The 15,929-nt window shown below is 60.6% G+C and carries 19 protein-coding genes; 8 read left to right on the top strand and 11 right to left on the bottom strand.

Annotation, left to right across the window (positions count from 1 at the left end):
• Window position 1: 1 nt before the first annotated feature.
• Together HNQ60_RS23530 and HNQ60_RS23525 are read right to left on the bottom strand one after the other, a co-directional pair.
• Window positions 2-658: a response regulator gene (locus HNQ60_RS23530; RefSeq protein ID WP_184335224.1), complete on the bottom strand. Its 657-nt coding sequence runs from the start codon at window positions 656-658 to the stop codon at window positions 2-4.
• Complete coding sequence (locus tag HNQ60_RS23525; protein WP_184335223.1) at window positions 642-3,710, bottom strand: sensor histidine kinase; 3,069 nt, start codon at window positions 3,708-3,710, stop codon at window positions 642-644. The genes HNQ60_RS23530 and HNQ60_RS23525 overlap by 17 nt, the downstream gene beginning before the upstream one ends.
• Before the next feature lie 167 nt (window positions 3,711-3,877).
• Here HNQ60_RS23525 and HNQ60_RS23520 point away from each other — a divergent pair, with 167 nt between their 5' ends.
• The gene (locus HNQ60_RS23520) at window positions 3,878-4,243 is read left to right on the top strand and encodes a hypothetical protein (RefSeq protein WP_184335222.1); all 366 of its coding nucleotides are present in this window, start codon (window positions 3,878-3,880) and stop codon (window positions 4,241-4,243) included.
• Between the two features lie 132 nt (window positions 4,244-4,375).
• Entirely contained in the window at window positions 4,376-4,882 is a 507-nt protein-coding gene (locus HNQ60_RS23515) for an arsinothricin resistance N-acetyltransferase ArsN1 family B (protein ID WP_184335221.1), read from the top strand.
• 17 nt (window positions 4,883-4,899) lie between these two features.
• Here HNQ60_RS23515 and HNQ60_RS23510 read toward each other — a convergent pair whose 3' ends face one another.
• Window positions 4,900-5,310, bottom strand: a complete 411-nt coding sequence (locus HNQ60_RS23510; RefSeq protein ID WP_184335220.1) for an arsenate reductase ArsC — start codon at window positions 5,308-5,310, stop codon at window positions 4,900-4,902.
• Between the two features lie 484 nt (window positions 5,311-5,794).
• Here HNQ60_RS23510 and HNQ60_RS23505 point away from each other — a divergent pair, with 484 nt between their 5' ends.
• Both HNQ60_RS23505 and HNQ60_RS23500 read left to right on the top strand, forming a co-directional pair.
• Window positions 5,795-6,220: a type IV toxin-antitoxin system AbiEi family antitoxin domain-containing protein gene (locus HNQ60_RS23505; protein ID WP_184335219.1), complete on the top strand. Its 426-nt coding sequence runs from the start codon at window positions 5,795-5,797 to the stop codon at window positions 6,218-6,220.
• 92 nt (window positions 6,221-6,312) lie between these two features.
• Window positions 6,313-6,537, top strand: a complete 225-nt coding sequence (locus HNQ60_RS23500) for a nucleotidyl transferase AbiEii/AbiGii toxin family protein (protein ID WP_184335218.1) — start codon at window positions 6,313-6,315, stop codon at window positions 6,535-6,537.
• Window positions 6,538-6,676: 139 nt separating this feature from the next.
• Here HNQ60_RS23500 and HNQ60_RS23495 read toward each other — a convergent pair whose 3' ends face one another.
• Entirely contained in the window at window positions 6,677-7,180 is a 504-nt protein-coding gene (locus HNQ60_RS23495; RefSeq protein ID WP_184335217.1) for a DUF1993 domain-containing protein, read from the bottom strand.
• A gap of 137 nt (window positions 7,181-7,317) precedes the next feature.
• On the opposite strand from HNQ60_RS23495, the gene HNQ60_RS23490 reads away from it, so the two are divergent.
• Complete coding sequence (locus HNQ60_RS23490; RefSeq protein ID WP_184335216.1) at window positions 7,318-7,626, top strand: hypothetical protein; 309 nt, start codon at window positions 7,318-7,320, stop codon at window positions 7,624-7,626.
• A 369-nt stretch (window positions 7,627-7,995) separates the two neighbouring features.
• Window positions 7,996-8,673 (top strand): DUF4386 family protein, encoded by a 678-nt coding sequence (locus tag HNQ60_RS23485; RefSeq protein WP_184335215.1) that lies wholly within the window; start codon window positions 7,996-7,998, stop codon window positions 8,671-8,673.
• A 162-nt stretch (window positions 8,674-8,835) separates the two neighbouring features.
• Here the strand turns inward: HNQ60_RS23485 and HNQ60_RS23480 are convergent, their stop codons facing one another.
• The 7 genes from HNQ60_RS23480 to HNQ60_RS23450 form a co-directional block, all read right to left on the bottom strand.
• On the bottom strand, window positions 8,836-9,357 hold the full coding sequence (locus HNQ60_RS23480) for a lipocalin-like domain-containing protein (RefSeq protein WP_184335214.1): 522 nt from the start codon (window positions 9,355-9,357) through the stop codon (window positions 8,836-8,838).
• Window positions 9,358-9,433: 76 nt separating this feature from the next.
• Entirely contained in the window at window positions 9,434-10,759 is a 1,326-nt protein-coding gene (locus tag HNQ60_RS23475; protein ID WP_184335213.1) for a serine hydrolase domain-containing protein, read from the bottom strand.
• Between the two features lie 236 nt (window positions 10,760-10,995).
• Window positions 10,996-11,202, bottom strand: a complete 207-nt coding sequence (locus HNQ60_RS23470; protein WP_184335212.1) for a helix-turn-helix transcriptional regulator — start codon at window positions 11,200-11,202, stop codon at window positions 10,996-10,998.
• Entirely contained in the window at window positions 11,199-11,555 is a 357-nt protein-coding gene (locus HNQ60_RS23465) for a hypothetical protein (protein ID WP_184335211.1), read from the bottom strand. Before HNQ60_RS23465 ends, HNQ60_RS23470 begins: the two co-directional genes overlap by 4 nt.
• Before the next feature lie 400 nt (window positions 11,556-11,955).
• Entirely contained in the window at window positions 11,956-12,438 is a 483-nt protein-coding gene (locus HNQ60_RS23460; protein WP_184335210.1) for a hypothetical protein, read from the bottom strand.
• A 13-nt stretch (window positions 12,439-12,451) separates the two neighbouring features.
• On the bottom strand, window positions 12,452-12,871 hold the full coding sequence (locus tag HNQ60_RS23455) for a MaoC family dehydratase (protein ID WP_184335209.1): 420 nt from the start codon (window positions 12,869-12,871) through the stop codon (window positions 12,452-12,454).
• Between the two features lie 10 nt (window positions 12,872-12,881).
• On the bottom strand, window positions 12,882-13,325 hold the full coding sequence (locus tag HNQ60_RS23450) for a MaoC family dehydratase N-terminal domain-containing protein (protein WP_184335208.1): 444 nt from the start codon (window positions 13,323-13,325) through the stop codon (window positions 12,882-12,884).
• A 218-nt stretch (window positions 13,326-13,543) separates the two neighbouring features.
• On the opposite strand from HNQ60_RS23450, the gene HNQ60_RS23445 reads away from it, so the two are divergent.
• On the top strand, window positions 13,544-14,737 hold the full coding sequence (locus HNQ60_RS23445) for an acyl-CoA dehydrogenase family protein (RefSeq protein WP_184335207.1): 1,194 nt from the start codon (window positions 13,544-13,546) through the stop codon (window positions 14,735-14,737).
• A gap of 9 nt (window positions 14,738-14,746) precedes the next feature.
• The gene (locus HNQ60_RS23440; protein WP_184335206.1) at window positions 14,747-15,925 is read left to right on the top strand and encodes an acyl-CoA dehydrogenase family protein; all 1,179 of its coding nucleotides are present in this window, start codon (window positions 14,747-14,749) and stop codon (window positions 15,923-15,925) included.
• Window positions 15,926-15,929: the final 4 nt, after the last annotated feature.

The following is a 15,929-nucleotide window of genomic DNA, read 5'->3' as shown; positions in this document are numbered from 1 at the left end:
ATCAGAGGTCGATGATCCCGCGCTTCGCGGCAAGGGTCACGGCCTGGGTCCGGTCACCGACGTCGAGCTTGCTGAAGATGCTCTTCAGATGGCCCTTGACGGTGTCTTCCGAGATGGACAACACCCGCGCGATTTCCTTGTTGGCATGGCCTGTTGACACAAGGTTGAGCACGCTGATTTCGCGCTCGGTGAGGCTGTCTTCGCCAGCGTGCAGAGCAATCTGCTGCGCAACTTCCACTGGGATGTGCTTGCGCCCTGCATGGACTGTGCGAATCGCGTCCAGCAGTTCCTTGCGCAACGTGCCCTTCAGCAGGTACCCGACCGCACCCGCTCTTAGTGCGCGTAGCGCCAGCACATCTCCTGCGTAAGTCGTGAGAACGATGATCCGCGCCGTCGGGAACTCCGCGCGGATTTTGATGATGGCGTCGACGCCGTTGAGATTGGGCATCTGCAGATCCATCAGCGTCACATCCGGTCTCAACTGGCGGAATGCGTCGACCGCTTGTGCTCCATCCTCCGCCTCACCGACCAGCACCATGTCGGCGCGTGGTTGTACCACTGCGGCGATGCCCTCCCTGAGCATGGGATGATCGTCCACGGTCAGCACACGAATGCGATCGGTGCTGTTCCGAGGTTCCCCATCACTGGTCTGCTGCATGCAGCGTTCCTTTGTCGACACGCACCAGTCGCTTGGCATAAGCAGCTGATGCCGGCACGACGATCTCGACTTCCGTCCCCGCATTGCTGCGGCTGGAAAGGTGCAGCGTTGCCCGAATCTTCTGTGCGCGTTCGCGCATGCCCGCGAGGCCGAAATGACCCTGCCGGCCATGAGCGAGCACTGCTGCATCGATGCCGATTCCGTTGTCGCGGATCCGGACATCGAGACTGCGTCGGCGATATACGATGTCGATGTCTATGTTTTTTGCTCTTGAATGTCTGAACGCGTTGGTGAGCGCCTCGTTGCAGATGGCTACCAGTTCGTCGTTCACGACCGGATGAAGCATTCGCACTGTTCCCTCGATGACGACGCGCACTTCGGCATCGGACCCCGCGGAGAGCTCCTGGGCGCGCTTCTGAAGCGCATTGGGCAGGCTCTCTGCGATTTCTGTACCTCGCAGGCTGCGCACGCGATCGCGTCCTTCGGCCAGGACCTCATCGCCACGGGTCATCGCCTCTTCGATGAGCCTGTACGCTGGCTGGTCGGGAGCAATTCTGTTGGCCACGGATTGGAAGCGCAGCATCAGTCCCTGGAATCCCTGCAACAACGTGTCATGCAGCTCCCGCGCGATTCGCTCGCGCTCAGCCATGCGTGCCTCGAGCTGAAACCGCATACGAGCCGAGACCTGCGTCAGCCGTGCCCGATAGAGCATCGTCAGCAGGGCGGCGAAGCCTGCAATGCAAAGGGCGAGAAAAGTCTTTGTCTGCACGAACGTCGGCGGAATCGTGAAGATCAGCGTTGCGCCCTCGCTGTTCCAGACGCCATCACTGTTCGCCGCAATGACCTGGAACTGGTGCTCCCCTGGTCCAAGCTGCGTATAGAACGCCTGCCGCCGGTTGCCTGCATCCACCCAGTCCTCATCGACACCATCCAGCCTGTATCGAAACTGCACGCGTTCGGGAATCGAAAGGCTCAGCGCCGTGTAGTTGATCTCGACATTGCGCGTCCCGGCAGCAAGTGACAGCGCGCGCTGCGCATCAAGTTCGTGTCCAGCAGTGGAGAGTGACTGGATATCGACCGGAGGGGGCAGGGGATTGCGGTAGAGATTCGTGGGGTCGATCCACGCAAGGCCTTCGCCGGTAGTGAACCAAACGCGCCCATCCGGACCGGTGGCGACAGTGCTGCCGTACACGGCGCCGTACGGTGCTCCGGGCAGGCCGTCGCGAGAGTCGATCAGGTGATAGCGCAACGCCTTTGCATCCGATTTCAGCAGCGCGGAGAGCAGGTTGTCGCGGTCCATGCGCAGCACGCCAGCTTGTGTGAAGACCCAGGTGCTGCCGTCCTGGCTTTCGGCGATTCCCGTGACCACGTTGAGAACCGGCTCATCAAGGGCGCTCAGCGAATGAAATGTCTTGCCGTCAAAGAACGACATGCCGCCCTCGCCCCCGAAGATGAGGCCATGGGCGTACGGATGAATCAGGGTGATATCTCCGATCTTTATCTGGCGATCAGAGAAGTCCTCAGTCGAGTTGCCGTGGAGGCGGAACAGGGTTCCCCCGGAATAGCGCGCCCACACGGCGCCGTCCGGCGTGGCAATCAGTACTGCCGTGGCGGCGTACTTCGAACGGATGTCGACCGACTCCCAGGTTTTATCGCTGCGCCGGCGGAACACGCCCTTGTAGAACGCGGATATCCATAACTCGCCACTGTTATCCATCACTGCGGAGTAGATGAAATCCCCGTTGACGCCCTGGGGCAGCGTCACTGGCGGACCGAGATTGCTGCCCTCGAGTTGCTGCACCCCATTGCTCGTCACGACAAGCAGTGATCCGGTGGTCTCATTCGCATGCATCGTCCGCAGGCGACCAATGTTTCGTATCAACAGCTCCGGAGCCTGGTGCGGGAGCACCCGATACAATGACTCGGTGCCATCAGAGGCGCGCGTCGCCGAATTTGACCAGCCGGTGTATGCGTAGAGCACGTTCTGCGTTCGTTGCACGAATCGCGCCCGGAATCCGGCGGGGACACGCGTCTCGTGGACAACGTTTGCGGGCCGGAACCGGTCGAGGCCGAGACTGGTGCCGACCCAGATACTCCCTTCGCGATCCTCGAAGAACGTGCGCACCAGATTCGACGAGAGGCCATCCCTGAACTTGTCGAGTCGCCCCTGATGGTTTTCATCCGACGCAATCGACTTCGTGAGAATCCTGCAGATGCCACCGTCGACCAGGCTCGCGCACCAGAGCGTACCGTCTCGATCCAGAAGCATCGGCGCCTGCAATGTGTCGGCCACGCGAACGCCGACAAGAGGCGGCGGCGGCACGGGCATATCCGGATCGAGATCGGGCAGCGCATACAGCCGGTGTGCGGTTGTATCAGTCGTCCAGAGCCTTCCATCGGGCGTGTTCATGAACGCTTCCGGACCGCCGGCATAGCCGTGCGCGAGAAGGAACCGAGATTGGCCCTGCGGCAGGTAGTAGAGCCCGAGCCGGTTCTTCGACCAGACCGTCCCGTCGCGGCCGATCCCGAATGACCATACGCCCCCCGGTGTCTGGCCCAGAGCGGAACCCCAGTCGCTCTCCATTGCGACCCACTCCTGTCCATCAAATCTGAACATGGTGTCAGGTGTCGCCGCCCATACTGTCTGATCGGGCGCCACGATGATCTGTACGACGCGAGTCGTGGTGTCGGCGTGCAGTGGATAATTGGTCACCACGCCGTTGTGCAGATACGAAATAAGCCCCACAGGGCGCTCGTATCCGATCCATAGTCCGCCCGAGGGTGTGGTTACGAGCGTGTGGATACTCGGACTGGGGAGCAGATCCGCGGCGTATCTTTCTACATGCACACCATCGAACCGATACAGCCCGTTGACCGAACCCAGGAACATGTAGCCTTCCTGGGACTGCGCGATGGCCAGGATATCCGCGGGCATTCCATCGGCCACGGTCCAGGAAGTGTGGTGAAACTGGGCGATGGTGCGTGTCGGATCCAGAGCCCACGCGTGAGAGCAGATGAGTAGTGCAGCCGCGCTCGCGATAAGTCGGTTCATGTTTCGGCGAGCACTTGGCCGCGGTCGTTAGAATTTCATGCCGCTGACGGGCAAATCATCCCGCATGATGCCTCAATGGGGGCGCGGTACACATCCCCAAAAGAGGGGGTACGGAACACGGCGTAAGAGGCGGGCTTCCAGCCCTTCGTTGCATTAAAACCCATGGAGTGACGTACTCGTTCTCAGAACATCCTGCCGGAGTTGCTGGCGCAGCTTTGTTACTACTTCGGGTCGCGGCCGCACTATGCATCGCCTGCGTCTGCTACCTGGCGATTCAAGGCGCGCACAGTCGGTGGGTGGTAGTCGCGCTCGCGTTGTTCATTGCGTTGCTGCTGCTGGGACTGGGCACTCGCGTTGTCGCGCTTGCGTGCGCGGCGATCACTGGAGGGGTCGGGCTGACACAGCACGACTGGAGCAGCGCGATCATCGCGATCCATGCGCTCAATATGATCGCGATCTGCCTGCTGGGTGCCGGTGCCTATTCAATCGACGCACGTCTTTTTGGCCGTCGCGTACTCCATTTTGATTCTTAGCGTCCCGCGCAATGTGCGCCGCCTGCTGGCAAGCAAGCCCCTACTTGCCGTGCCGAGTGGCTGTATCCCATGCTGGCGTCAATACTCCTCATCTCATCGATCAAGGCCGGAGACACGGGTAGAGAGCTGCCGATGAAAGAACAGGTATCCATTCGCCCCGCCACCAGCGCAGACGCTGAGCAGATCGTCGAGATCTACAATCACTATGTGTTGAACACCACGATTACATTCGAGGAAGAGCCTGTCGACGCGCCGGAAATGGCGCGGCGCATCCTCGATGTTCGTTCGATCCCGTTGCCCTGGTTGATCGCGACGAGTGATTCAGCGGTGATCGGCTATGCCTACGCGTCGAAATGGAGGGCGCGCGCCGCCTACAAGTTTTCCGCGGAAGCGACGGTCTATCTGCGAGCCGGACAGGTTCACAAGGGTATTGGCAGTGAACTGTATCGCCATCTGATCGCCGCGCTTCAAGTCGCTGGCGTGCATGCAGTGATCGGTGGCGTGGCGCTACCCAATGACGCGAGCCTCCGCCTTCACGAGAAGCTGGGCTTTGAAAAGGTGGCTCACTTCAGAGAAGTGGGATTCAAGTTCGGTCGATGGATCGATGTCACGTACTGGGAGCGGATTCTGAATCCGTAGGTGTCATCAAGCGCGATCTACAGTTCCGTGCGCAACGCTTCAATCTTCTTCCGAATCTGATCACGCGCGGTTCGAAAGCGATGCAGCATGTCCTCACGACTGAGTGCGGGGTCATTGCTGGCAGGATCTGGCGTAGGCCAGTGGAGCCGGCGCACATTCCCCGGCAGCACCGGGCATACCTCCTCGGCGCACAAGGTAATCACGAGGTCGAGGTTCTGAACGTCGAAGTCACCTACGGACTTGGAATGGTGCAACGAAATGTCCGTGCCAAGTTCCCTCATGACCTCGATAGCATAGGGATTGACCTTCGAGGGCTGTGAGCCGGCGCTCGCTACAATTGCCAGATCGGCAAGCAGCATCCGGCCGAGTCCTTCGGCCATCTGACTGCGAGCGGAGTTGGCGACGCACAGGAACAGGATGCGCTCCATGATGTCTTCAATGCCCCCGCAGCGGCTGCAAGTTCGAAGTACCTCTATCCGGTACCCCCTGCTCGATGCCGTGTTTCGACGCGAATCGGTGGCAATCTATAGGTGTCGGATTTCTGGGACGTGTCCGGACCGCGCCGGCGAATCGAATGGTGGCTAGGGTGGGACTCGCATTCCTCAAGAAAAGGCCGAAATTACAGGCGTTTGCGCGACTCTGATTTTGACGTACCCCTGACCGGTACCCCTGCCTTAAAAAATGGTTCTGGGTTCGAGTCCGAGCCGAGAAAAAAATAGCCGGTCGGCTCGTTTCCGCTGCCTTGAGCTCAGCCGCCGCTAAAAATAGCCGATCGGCTATTTTCTCGTCTGTCCGGCTTCCGATATCTTCGTTGCCAGAGTATCGGGGTTATTGTTTGTACTTTATTTAAAATCAATAACTTAGAGAGTGGTTGTGCCTTGTGTTTTGTCGGGTTTTTGCAAGTATATTTCTATGCGTCCTCGAACTCGGAAGACATTGCGTGACAGGGTAGAAGCAGCGATCGCCCGCAGGGGCGACGATGTGTTTCTAACGCGCGAGTTCGCCCGTCTGGGAGGTGAGGACCAGATCATCCGAGCCCTGCGCGAGTTGGTGCGCGAAGGCCGGCTAGTTCGACTTGGCTATGGTGTCTACGCACGCGCCGAGCGGTCGAGACTTTCGGGCCGGCCGGTTCTAACCGCGCGTGACGGATTCGCTGGCGCTTCGCGGGAGGCGTTGACGAAGCTCGGCGTCGACTGGCAGCCCACCGAAGCAGAGCGCGCATACAACGAGGGCCGGTCAACGCAGGTGCCAGCCAATGCGGTCGTCCGGGTCAAAGGCCGCTTCGCTCGACGTCTGGGTTATGGTGGCAACAGCCTCGTGGTTGAGCGACGCACGTGACCTATGGTCCGGCCGAGATTCGCGAGGCCCAGGAGTATTTCGGTTTCGCGCGCCCCGTCCTGATTGAGAAAGACTGGCACATCATTCGCGCAATGCGCGCCATCGCTGCGACAGATGCGGCGCCGTTTCAGCTCGTATTCTCGGGCGGCACCTGCTTGGCGCGCGCCCATAAGCTGATCAGTCGCATGTCGGAGGACATCGATTTCAAGATCGTGCCTATCGACGCAGATGCGGTGAGCAAAACACAGCGCCGCAAGCAGCTTGCAGAGTTGCGCGACAAGATCACGTCGAGCCTTCTGGCAAAGTGCGAGCACTGACGCCGATGCCAGCGTTGAAATAGTCCAATCGGTCGATGAAGCCTTCGGCTCAATACACTGAAGCAGGCCACCGTCCGTATCTGCAATCGGCCAGAAGGGGACCGCGCTCAAGGTTTCCCCCGGTTCCCGCCTCTGCACCCTACGGGCCGAGGAAATCCTTCTTGCCGACCTCAACGCCGTTGTGGCGAAGGATGTTGTACGCCGTCGTCACGTGGAAATGGATGTTCGGTAGCAAGTGATTGAACAAGTACGGCTGCCCCTGCATCGACTTCGTACTGCTTCGGCTCTGCCACGAGATCGTCCTGTTCTCGCTCCCATCGATCTGCGTCGGCTGCAGCGTTTTCAGGAACGTCACCGTGTTCTGAATCCGCACGGTGAGCTCGGCGAACGTCGTTTCCTTGTCCTCGTATGAGGGGAATTCCACGCCAGCCAAACGCCCGGCGCCGCTTCGAACCGTGTCGGTTGCAATCTGCACCTGACGGACTAGCGGAAACATATCGGGAAACAGTCTGCTGGTGAGCAATACGGCTTCGTCGATCTTGCGCGCCTGCACATACGCAAGCCCTTTGTCGAGAATGCCTGCGAGATTCGTCAACGCACGAATGAACGGCGGCACAGAGGCCTGAAACATCGAGACGGTCATGTAGACTCCTGAAGCGATCGTTAGTCGGCGAGCGAGTCGCGGGATTCGCAACCTTAACAGTTCCGGGCAGATCGCGTGGCGCGTAGAGAACCGCGCGATGTTCACGGCGCTTGCAATGTCAGGCCTACAATCTGCGGATGGACTACCAGCTCGTCATCAAGTTCTGGCGCAAGTCTCTGGAAGATGAAGCGTTCCTCGCGACGCTCGAGAGCAGGTTGAAGGACGTGCTCGGCGACGCTGTCTTCGACGGCTACGACACCAGGGCGGAGGAAATCAATGTGTTCGTGAACACCGCCGATCCAAGGCAGTCATTTCGGCGCATCAAGCGCGTTCTTGAAAAGCACGCAACGCTGCGCGGTATGTCCGCAGCATTCCGGCTCATCGGCGGTGCACAATTTACATCGATATGGCCGCAGCGCGCGATGCGAAAGTTCAAGCTGCCGTAGAGCACGTTGTGCTGAACGGGGGACCCATATCAAGAAAATAGATCTGGCCCCTTTGCCTGCCAGAGGTGGCCCACTGCGGTGCGCGTGCAGCACGCGCGCCGGAGGCGCACGTGCTCATCGCGATGATCGCCGCTGCGGCACATGCACTTGCAGGCAACACCGCTCGCGCGACTTTTGGGCGCAGTAGGCCTTGGCGCCGTCCGCGAACGGATAGAAGCGGAAGTCAGTAGATCGACACTCCGGATTCGGGTCATGGCAGCTTCCCGGTTTCCCGGCCCGGTGCCCGTTGTTTCCTCTGGGCTGTAACAAATGACAGCCCAGAGGTGTCATCGATCAAGGGACTGGCCCCGCTTTCCTTCGTGCCCGACCATGAATCGTTTGCAGCAAGCGGGTGGCATTGCCGCCCTGTTCGAAGCCCTGGCTTACATCGTCGGTTTCGCCGTCATGGCAACGGCGCTCAATCCCGGGGCGGCATCAGAGGGCTGGACCAGCGAGGACCGTCTCACCTTCATTCTGGACAACAAGCTGTTGTTCCAGCTCTGGACGCTCTTCATCTATGTGAATTTCGGCATCGCGCTGGTCGTGCTGAGCGTCGCATTGCATGAGCGATTGTCCAGCGATTCAACCCTCATGAAGATCGCGACCCCGTTCGGCCTGATCTGGGCCGGCATGGTCGTCGCGAGCGGCATGGTCGCCAATGTGGGACTCGACTCTGCTGCAGCGCTCAGCGCCCACAACATGGAACAGGCCGCGACGCACTGGCGCACGATTGCGGTCATTCAGGACGGCCTTGGCGGTGGCGTCGAGATCGTAGGAGGTGTCTGGTTATTGCTCGTGAGTGCAGCCGCACTGAATCGACGCGTGTTCCCGCGCGCGCTGAACGTGCTTGGCGTACTGGTCGGAATCGCCGGAATCCTCACTGCCATCCCCGCACTCGGTGCCCTGGGTGCTGCATTCGGCCTCGGCCAGATCCCGTGGTTCATCGGCGTCGGTCTAACGCTGTTGAGGAACGCCCGGATCACCCTCGAACCGTCCCCGTCACCGTGAACAACAGACGGAATCTGCGGCTCCTCTGACCATCAATATTCTTCTGCTCTTTTCCCCTTCTTTCATCCGGCATTCTTGCATTGTCTCGATTTCCACGTCCGCTCCGGGTCGATGCCGGGCTTCGGCCCGGGAGCGGAACTCATCCGAGCGCAGGGCAGGTGTTCACTCTACCCTCGTGAGCACTGTGCGCCATTCACGATCAGGCATGAATGGCGGGTTGGCGATAACCAGTTGGAGCGTGTCGCCATCAAGATCAACTGTGTACGTCAGCCGCACTTCGCCCATTTCATTGGGGTTCTTGTGGACCAGCGCACGCAGCGTGAGAGTCTGGCCTGACAACGAATACGTCCCTGTTGCAGCAACGAGGGAGTTATAGGCCTCTACCTTCTCGGCATCAGTGGGTTTGTTTGGGTCGCCAGCAAACCTCTTCCGGGGGTTCGGCCCTGGCACATACAGATAGCTGTAGTGCTTCTCCGTGAAAATGTACTGGCTCAGGTAGGGTGCGCCACGACTTTCCCACTGTGCGCCAGGAATTCGCGAGGCAAACTCCGTAACCCTCCACACGCCCCGGATGCCATCTCCGGCGGATGTTTGCGATGCCTCCCGCGCGGCAGGGGTTTCCTGAGCGGAAGCTCCGATGCCACGGCACGCCATGAGAAGCACGACAAGAATACGACTCCACATAGCTCCCCTCCGTGCGCCGAACGCTACCTTGCCGATGCGGCGATCAAAGCCGGACACTCCAAAGGACGGATGTCCATCACGCGCTGGCCATGTCCTGATCGATGGCCGCGAAGAGCCGCTTCTGGAATGGTGAACGCGCAGGGCCGCCATACATCACCTGCACCATGAACACCGCCGCGGTGTGATGTTTGGGATCAATCCAGAAGAGCGTGCCGGTTGCTCCGCCGCCTCCGATCGTGCCGGGCGGGATCAGAGGCGTCCTCAGCATCGCACGAGTGCCGGCACCGACACCTTCATCTGGCTCCGCCGCATTGGGCGGATTGATGTTGCCAACGGCCATGCGTGCAGTGTCGACCTTCATGATCCGTGTCGACCCGAGCGCGCCTTCATCAAGCAACATCTGCGCGTAGCGCAGGAAGTCACGCGACGTGGAAACCAGTCCACCACCGCCGGCCAGCAGGTGAGGCGGCTTGAGCCAGTCACTGCCGGCGCGATCGTCCTGGACGCGCCAGCCCGCGGGCAAGGCGGGATCCTGCGCTGAGTGTTCGGCTGAATTCACCTGGCGTTCGGTGGCATCGTAGTTGGTCGTGAGGCGTCTGGCGTCATGCGGCTTCACCTGGAATCCGGTGGAATGCATTTGCAGGGGCTCGAACAGGCGCTTCTGCAGGAACGCGTCGTATGAAATTCCCGTGACGCGTTCGATCACCAGCGCCATCACGTCGAAGCCGATCGAGTAATGCAGCGTCGTGCCCGGCTCGAAGGCGAGCGGAAGTTCGGCCACTCGCGCGACCATTTCGTCGAGCGTGGCCGGCTGCGCGCCGTAGCCAGGTCGCGTGCGTCCAGTGCCGTAGGATCCTGGCGTGATGCCCCTTTCGCGATACAGGCGATGCAGTGCGTCACCGCTGTCCGATCCTGGCGTCCAGTTCCCCAGTCCCGACGTATTGGTGATGAGGTGACGCATGGTCATGACGCGCGTGACGGGCCGGGATTCGAGGCCTTTCGCGATATCGATCGCTACACGAAGATTCCTGAATTCCGGCAGCACCTCCGCGACCGGCTGTTCCAGCGAGAGCTTGCCGTCTTCGACCAGTAGCAGCGTCGCGATCCGTGTGACGTTCTTGGTCATCGAATAGATGCGACAGATGCTGTTTTCGTCGAAGGGCTCAGGGGAATCGAAAGCGATCCGCCCAGCGTCGAGATAGGCCGCGGTCCCTGATCGCGCGACCGCCACACTCGTCCCCACTGCGCTGCGTTCGATGACGAATTCATCGAGAACGTTCTGGAGCGCAGGCCAGGGCGGTGCGCTCACTGTCGCCGCGCGGGCGAGTGATGGCAGGGGCAGGAGTGTTGCGGCCAGGCGGGCAATGCAACTACGTCGGGTGAATGCGTTGCGATGGTTCATGGCGCCCTCGTGATCTCAGATACCACGTGAAGCCTACGGGCAGCTACCGCAGTGGCCGTATCCCGCCGCGCGAGGTGACATGCGGTCCCCGCATATGCATTTCGACACAAGTTCCCTGCCCGGCGCATGTCTGGTTTGGGTCGGAAGCGGAAGTTAGCCAACGGCCAGAAGCGGACGCTCGGCGTTCGCGCCACGTGTCATGCGCCTTGCGGGTGGTTCCCGTCGCCGGTCAAGGCTCATGAGCGGCGCCTTACATCGGGAGTGAAGATGTCTTCAATTCTGCTCGAGAACGTTGAAGCAATCGCAAAGGCGAGCGGCAAGCTGGGATCGTACTTCCCCAGCTCGATCGAAATGACGGTCTGACGGGAGACATCGAGCTTCTCCGCCAAGGTTTGCTGTGACCATCCCTTCTGTTCACGAAGCTCTCGCAGCCGGTTTTTCATTGGTAGCGGCGGCGAAACCACCATCCGCCGAACCCATACAGAAACACAATGCCGGTTGCGACAACGTACGCCGGCAATCGGGGAACGAGCTGCATGAACTCCAATGCTCCCCAGCTGAACGTGAACAGCCAGACAACGGCCGCCGCCAGGGCAATAGCTTCAAACTGCACGCGCTGGAATAGCTCGTCCTGACGCCTGATGGTTCGGAGCATGCCGAAGACGATGAGAAGTGCTGGAAGCACCGCTACTCCAGCTACGAGATATCGCCATGGTTCGGGAATATCGAATCGGCTGAGCAGAAAGACTGCTGCACCCGTTGTGGCAACGTAAAGAACCATGCCGAGATACTGCATGTGCCCACCTGCGATCGATGTAAAGTACGCTTTACTATGGTGCTGCCGCGGTCGCGTGTCAAGCGTGCTTTACATGTGTTTCCCGATGGGCATCTAAGCCTTCAACTGGCGCGTTCGTGTGTGTTTGGAGAATCTCAAGCGGCTCAAGGCACCGCGAACATAGCTGACAAAAGATCAGCCTCGTTCGGAAGGCGTGGATCGTCGATCCGTCGGTACTTGCACTTGCTCAGCATGGCGGCCACGCGCGCGTATCCCACAACGAGTAACGCGTACACGTGATTTCGCGAAAGAGATCACTTAGCTATTGTCTGTCTCACACGATGGATCGATCAGCACTTGCCGCGATCTGTCGACTCTCAGCGGTGTGAGAACTGACATCGTCATCACGCGCACTGATAACCTAAAACCGTCGCGGCGGGTTCTCGAGGAGCGTGAGGACCGGCTGCAGCGAAGCATCGCTGCAACCCTCCAGCTCACGGGTGACAAATGCCAGCAAGGCGCGTTCATGTGCGGTTACGTGCTGAAGGAGAGTGCGGTCGCGCACATCCGGCGCCAGGCTTTCGGCTGCTTCGAACATGTGCACGAAATTCTGGAGTACCGGCCGGAATCCTTTCATGAACTCAATCCATGGGATGGCTGAGAATCTCGTGGCCTCGCGCTGACCGCGTTCGATGTCCTCGCGCCTCGGCGCCACTTCGAGTTCCAGTTCTTTCAGTGCCGACCGGAGCAGTTCCTGCGTCTCGGTCTCCAGACGCGTCAGCACTTGCCACTTGTAGTTCCGGTCCGGGTCCGTGGCGTGTTCGGACAGGGTGCGGAAGAACGATTCACCCGCGACTTCGTCGTGGTATCGCTCCAGCAGGTAGGCCTTGTACTGTGAGTCCATCCTTATGCGCCGCTCACTTCAGAGCGAGCACTGCCTCGCCCACGATCGTGTCGATGTTCCCGCGCACCGTGGTCTTCAGTTCGATCCGCACACGCTCTTCACCGGCGTGCTCAAATTTCTCGGCGATGCGCCCGCTGCACAAAGGCGCGTCCTGCAGATGAGTGATGCCCGTGAAGCGCAGCTTGATCTCGCGAATCCGTTCCTGTCGTACCCAGCCGGTGAGAAAGCGGCCCAGGTACGCGGCCGAGAGCATGCCGTGTGCGAACACATCGGACATGCCGGCCTGACGTGCGAAGTCCAGATCGATATGGATCGGGTTGTGATCGCCGGAAGCGCCAGCGTACAACGCCAGAGTCGTACGCGTTATCGGCGACAGCGGCAGCGCGGGGAGCTCATCGCCGACCGTGAGCTCGTCGAAACGCAATTCTTTCATGATCGTCCCTTCAGGAATTGCGCTGCACGAGCGAACAGCGGATGTCGGCGATGGAATCGCCGTGCTGATTCGTGACGCGGGATTCGGTGACAAGGAATTCGAGCGCGCCGCCCTTCTTTTCGTACATGTCCGCGATGTGCGTGGCGAAAGTGAGCTCGTCGCCGGCGAAGGCCATGGCGTGATGGATGAACTGCTGCTCGGCGTGCAGGATGCGCCCCAGGTCGAGCTTCGCCAGCTCGATCACTTTAAGCGGATCGGACGCCTGTGCTTCGAGACAAGTGAGAAACGTGGGCGGCACGGGCAGAGACCTGTATCCGGCATCGCGGGCAGCGGCCTCATCGGTGTAGACGGGATCGGATTCTCCAATCGCCTTGGCAAAGAGGCGCAGCGCACCTTTCTCGACCTGGATGGTGCTGGTATGCAGCGATCGTCCGATCAGACTCTTGTCGAGCATGAGATTTCCGCGTGTGTTTAGCCGCGCACGTGGTGTCGTGCACGCGTCCAGTATCCACACTGCTGTGCTACCGGCACCCCCTCAGGAGGAGGGGCGCCGCGTGCTTCCCTTCAGCCAGGCACTTGTCATGCCCCCTTCAGGAGAGGGGTTCTCCGTGCCGTGCCCGAGCGCTAGCTTCGGAGTCCAAGGCGCTACTGGGTTTTGGAGAGCAACAAGGCATGGACTTCAACGTCGATCCCGCGCTCGTGTCCTTCAGGACAACGGTGCAGGATTTCCTGCGGAACGAGTTGCCGCGCGACTTGGCGAACCTGCCTCGCAGCATCAGCTCGGAGCGTTCAGAGACCGCTGACTGGCAGCGGCTGCTGACCGCCCATGGCTGGGGAGCACCGTACTGGCCGGTGAATCGCGGCGGCACGGGGTGGAGCGTGGAGCAGCAGATCATCTTCGATGAGGAATGCGCTGCCGCCGGAACGCCGACGCTCGACAACTTCGCACACAAGCTGCTTGGACCGGTACTGAACCATTTCGCGACTGACGATCAGCGCGCCGAACACGTCGGGCCAACGCTGGCGGGCGAGCGCTTCTGGTGCCAGGGCTTCTCGGAGCCGGGCTCCGGATCGGACCTGGCATCGCTGCGCACGCGTGCGCAGCGTGACGGCGACTTCTACGTCGTCAATGGTCAGAAGATCTGGACCAGCTACGCGCATCGGGCCGACTGGATCTTCCTCCTGGTTCGAACGAGTCAGTCCGAAAAGAAGCAGCTGGGTATCAGTTTCCTTCTCGCGGACATGAAGACGCCGGGAATCACCGTGCGGCCGATCATGAGCATCGACGGACGGCACCATCTCAACGAAGTGTTCTTCGACAATGTACGCGTGCCGGCGGCCAATCTCATCGGCAGGGAAGGCGAGGGCTGGAGCATCACAAAGTACCTGCTCAACAACGAGCACGCGAGCACCGCTGAGCTGCCGATGCTGCAGGTCTTTCTGCGCCGCATGCAGAACCTGGCGGTCGAAATTCAGCTCGACGGAAAGGCGCTGGTCGAACACCCGGAGTTCGCGCTGCGACTGTCTCGCTTCGAAACCGAGATGAAGGCCGTCTCGATGATGGTTCAGCGCACGGCAGCGTTGCATGGACAGGAAAGCCCCATCGCTCACGCCATGGGGTCTATGTTGAAACTGCGCGGCACCGATCTTCAACAGCGCATGAGTGCGTTCATCGTTGAGATGCTCGGAGACTACGGAGCCGTGTTCTATCCCTGCCCGCACGAAGGACCAGCGACCAGTCTGCCGCTGCAAGAGCTTGCCGCAGGCGCGGCGAGTGAGATGTTCCTGCGGCGCGCTTCGACGATCTACGGCGGCACGAATGAAGTGCAGCGCGGGATCATCGCGAAAGCGCTATACGGATTCTGAGGGCACGACATGCAATTCGAATTGAGCTCCGAACAGCAACTGCTTCGGGACAGTGTCGCGCGCTTCATTGCCGAGAACTATGACGTCACACAACGCCTCGCGCTGGTGAAGGCTGATGAGGGTGGTAGCGGCGCGAACTGGCAGGGCTTCGCCGCCAACGGCTGGCTCGGCGCAGCACTACCCGAGCAGTTCAGCGGATTCGGCGGCTCCGCGATCGAGACAGCGATCATCAGCCAGCAGTTTGGCCGCGGCTTGGTGGTCGAACCGTATCTTGGGTGCGCGGTGCTCACTGGACAGACTCTCCTTGCGGCAGCGACGCCGTCGCAATGCGAGCGCTGGCTGCCTGGATTGATCGACGGTTCCCAGCGTCTGGCGCTCGCCTACAGCGAGCCGTGGTCTCACGGGATGCCGGAGATCGTGCAGACTCACGCCGATCACTCGCCAAACGGATATGTCCTGCACGGCCGCAAGACGCTGGTGCTCGGCGGCCCGCTGGTCGATGGCTACGTTGTCTCGGCGCGACTGCCGAGTCACCCGACGAGCCGTGGATCCGTGGGCCTGTTCCTCGTGCGCTCCGATGCGCCGGGACTGACTGCGACACGTCTACCGCTGCACGATGGCACCCAGGCCGCCGAGATCGTTCTCGATGCCGTGCTGGCGGTGGAGATGCTGGGCGATCTTGAGCATGGACTGCCGGCACTGCGCGAAGGCTTGTCGCACGCGATGCTTTCGCTGTGCGCCGAGCTGGTCGGCGCAATGGAACGAACGCTGGAGATCACGGCGGACTACCTGCGCAATCGCAAACAGTTCAACGTGCAGATCGCAACCTTCCAGAGCCTTCAGCATCGCATGGCCGATATGGCGGCGGAGACTGAGCTCGCGCGCTCGATGCTGTTCGTGGCGCTCGCTTCCTTCTTCAATGAATGCGCAAACGAGCGATACGAGACCCTGTCGTCTGCGAAATCCTTCATCTGCGGTGTCGCACGCAATGTGTGCGCGCAGGGCATCCAACTGCACGGCGGCATCGGCATGACCGAGGAGTATTCGGTCGGACACTACTTCAAGCGTGCCGTGGTCGCAGATGTGCTGCTTGGGACCGGCACGGTTCGTGAAATGGCCACGGCGCGGCGGCTCCAGAAGCGATTTTCCGATGCGCGTACGGACTCGACCTATGCGCGTGCACCCTGACACA

It is taken from the genome of Povalibacter uvarum, assembly GCF_014202975.1.
Taxonomy (GTDB): domain Bacteria; phylum Pseudomonadota; class Gammaproteobacteria; order Steroidobacterales; family Steroidobacteraceae; genus Steroidobacter; species Steroidobacter uvarum.
This window is presented reverse-complemented; position numbering and strand designations above follow the sequence as displayed.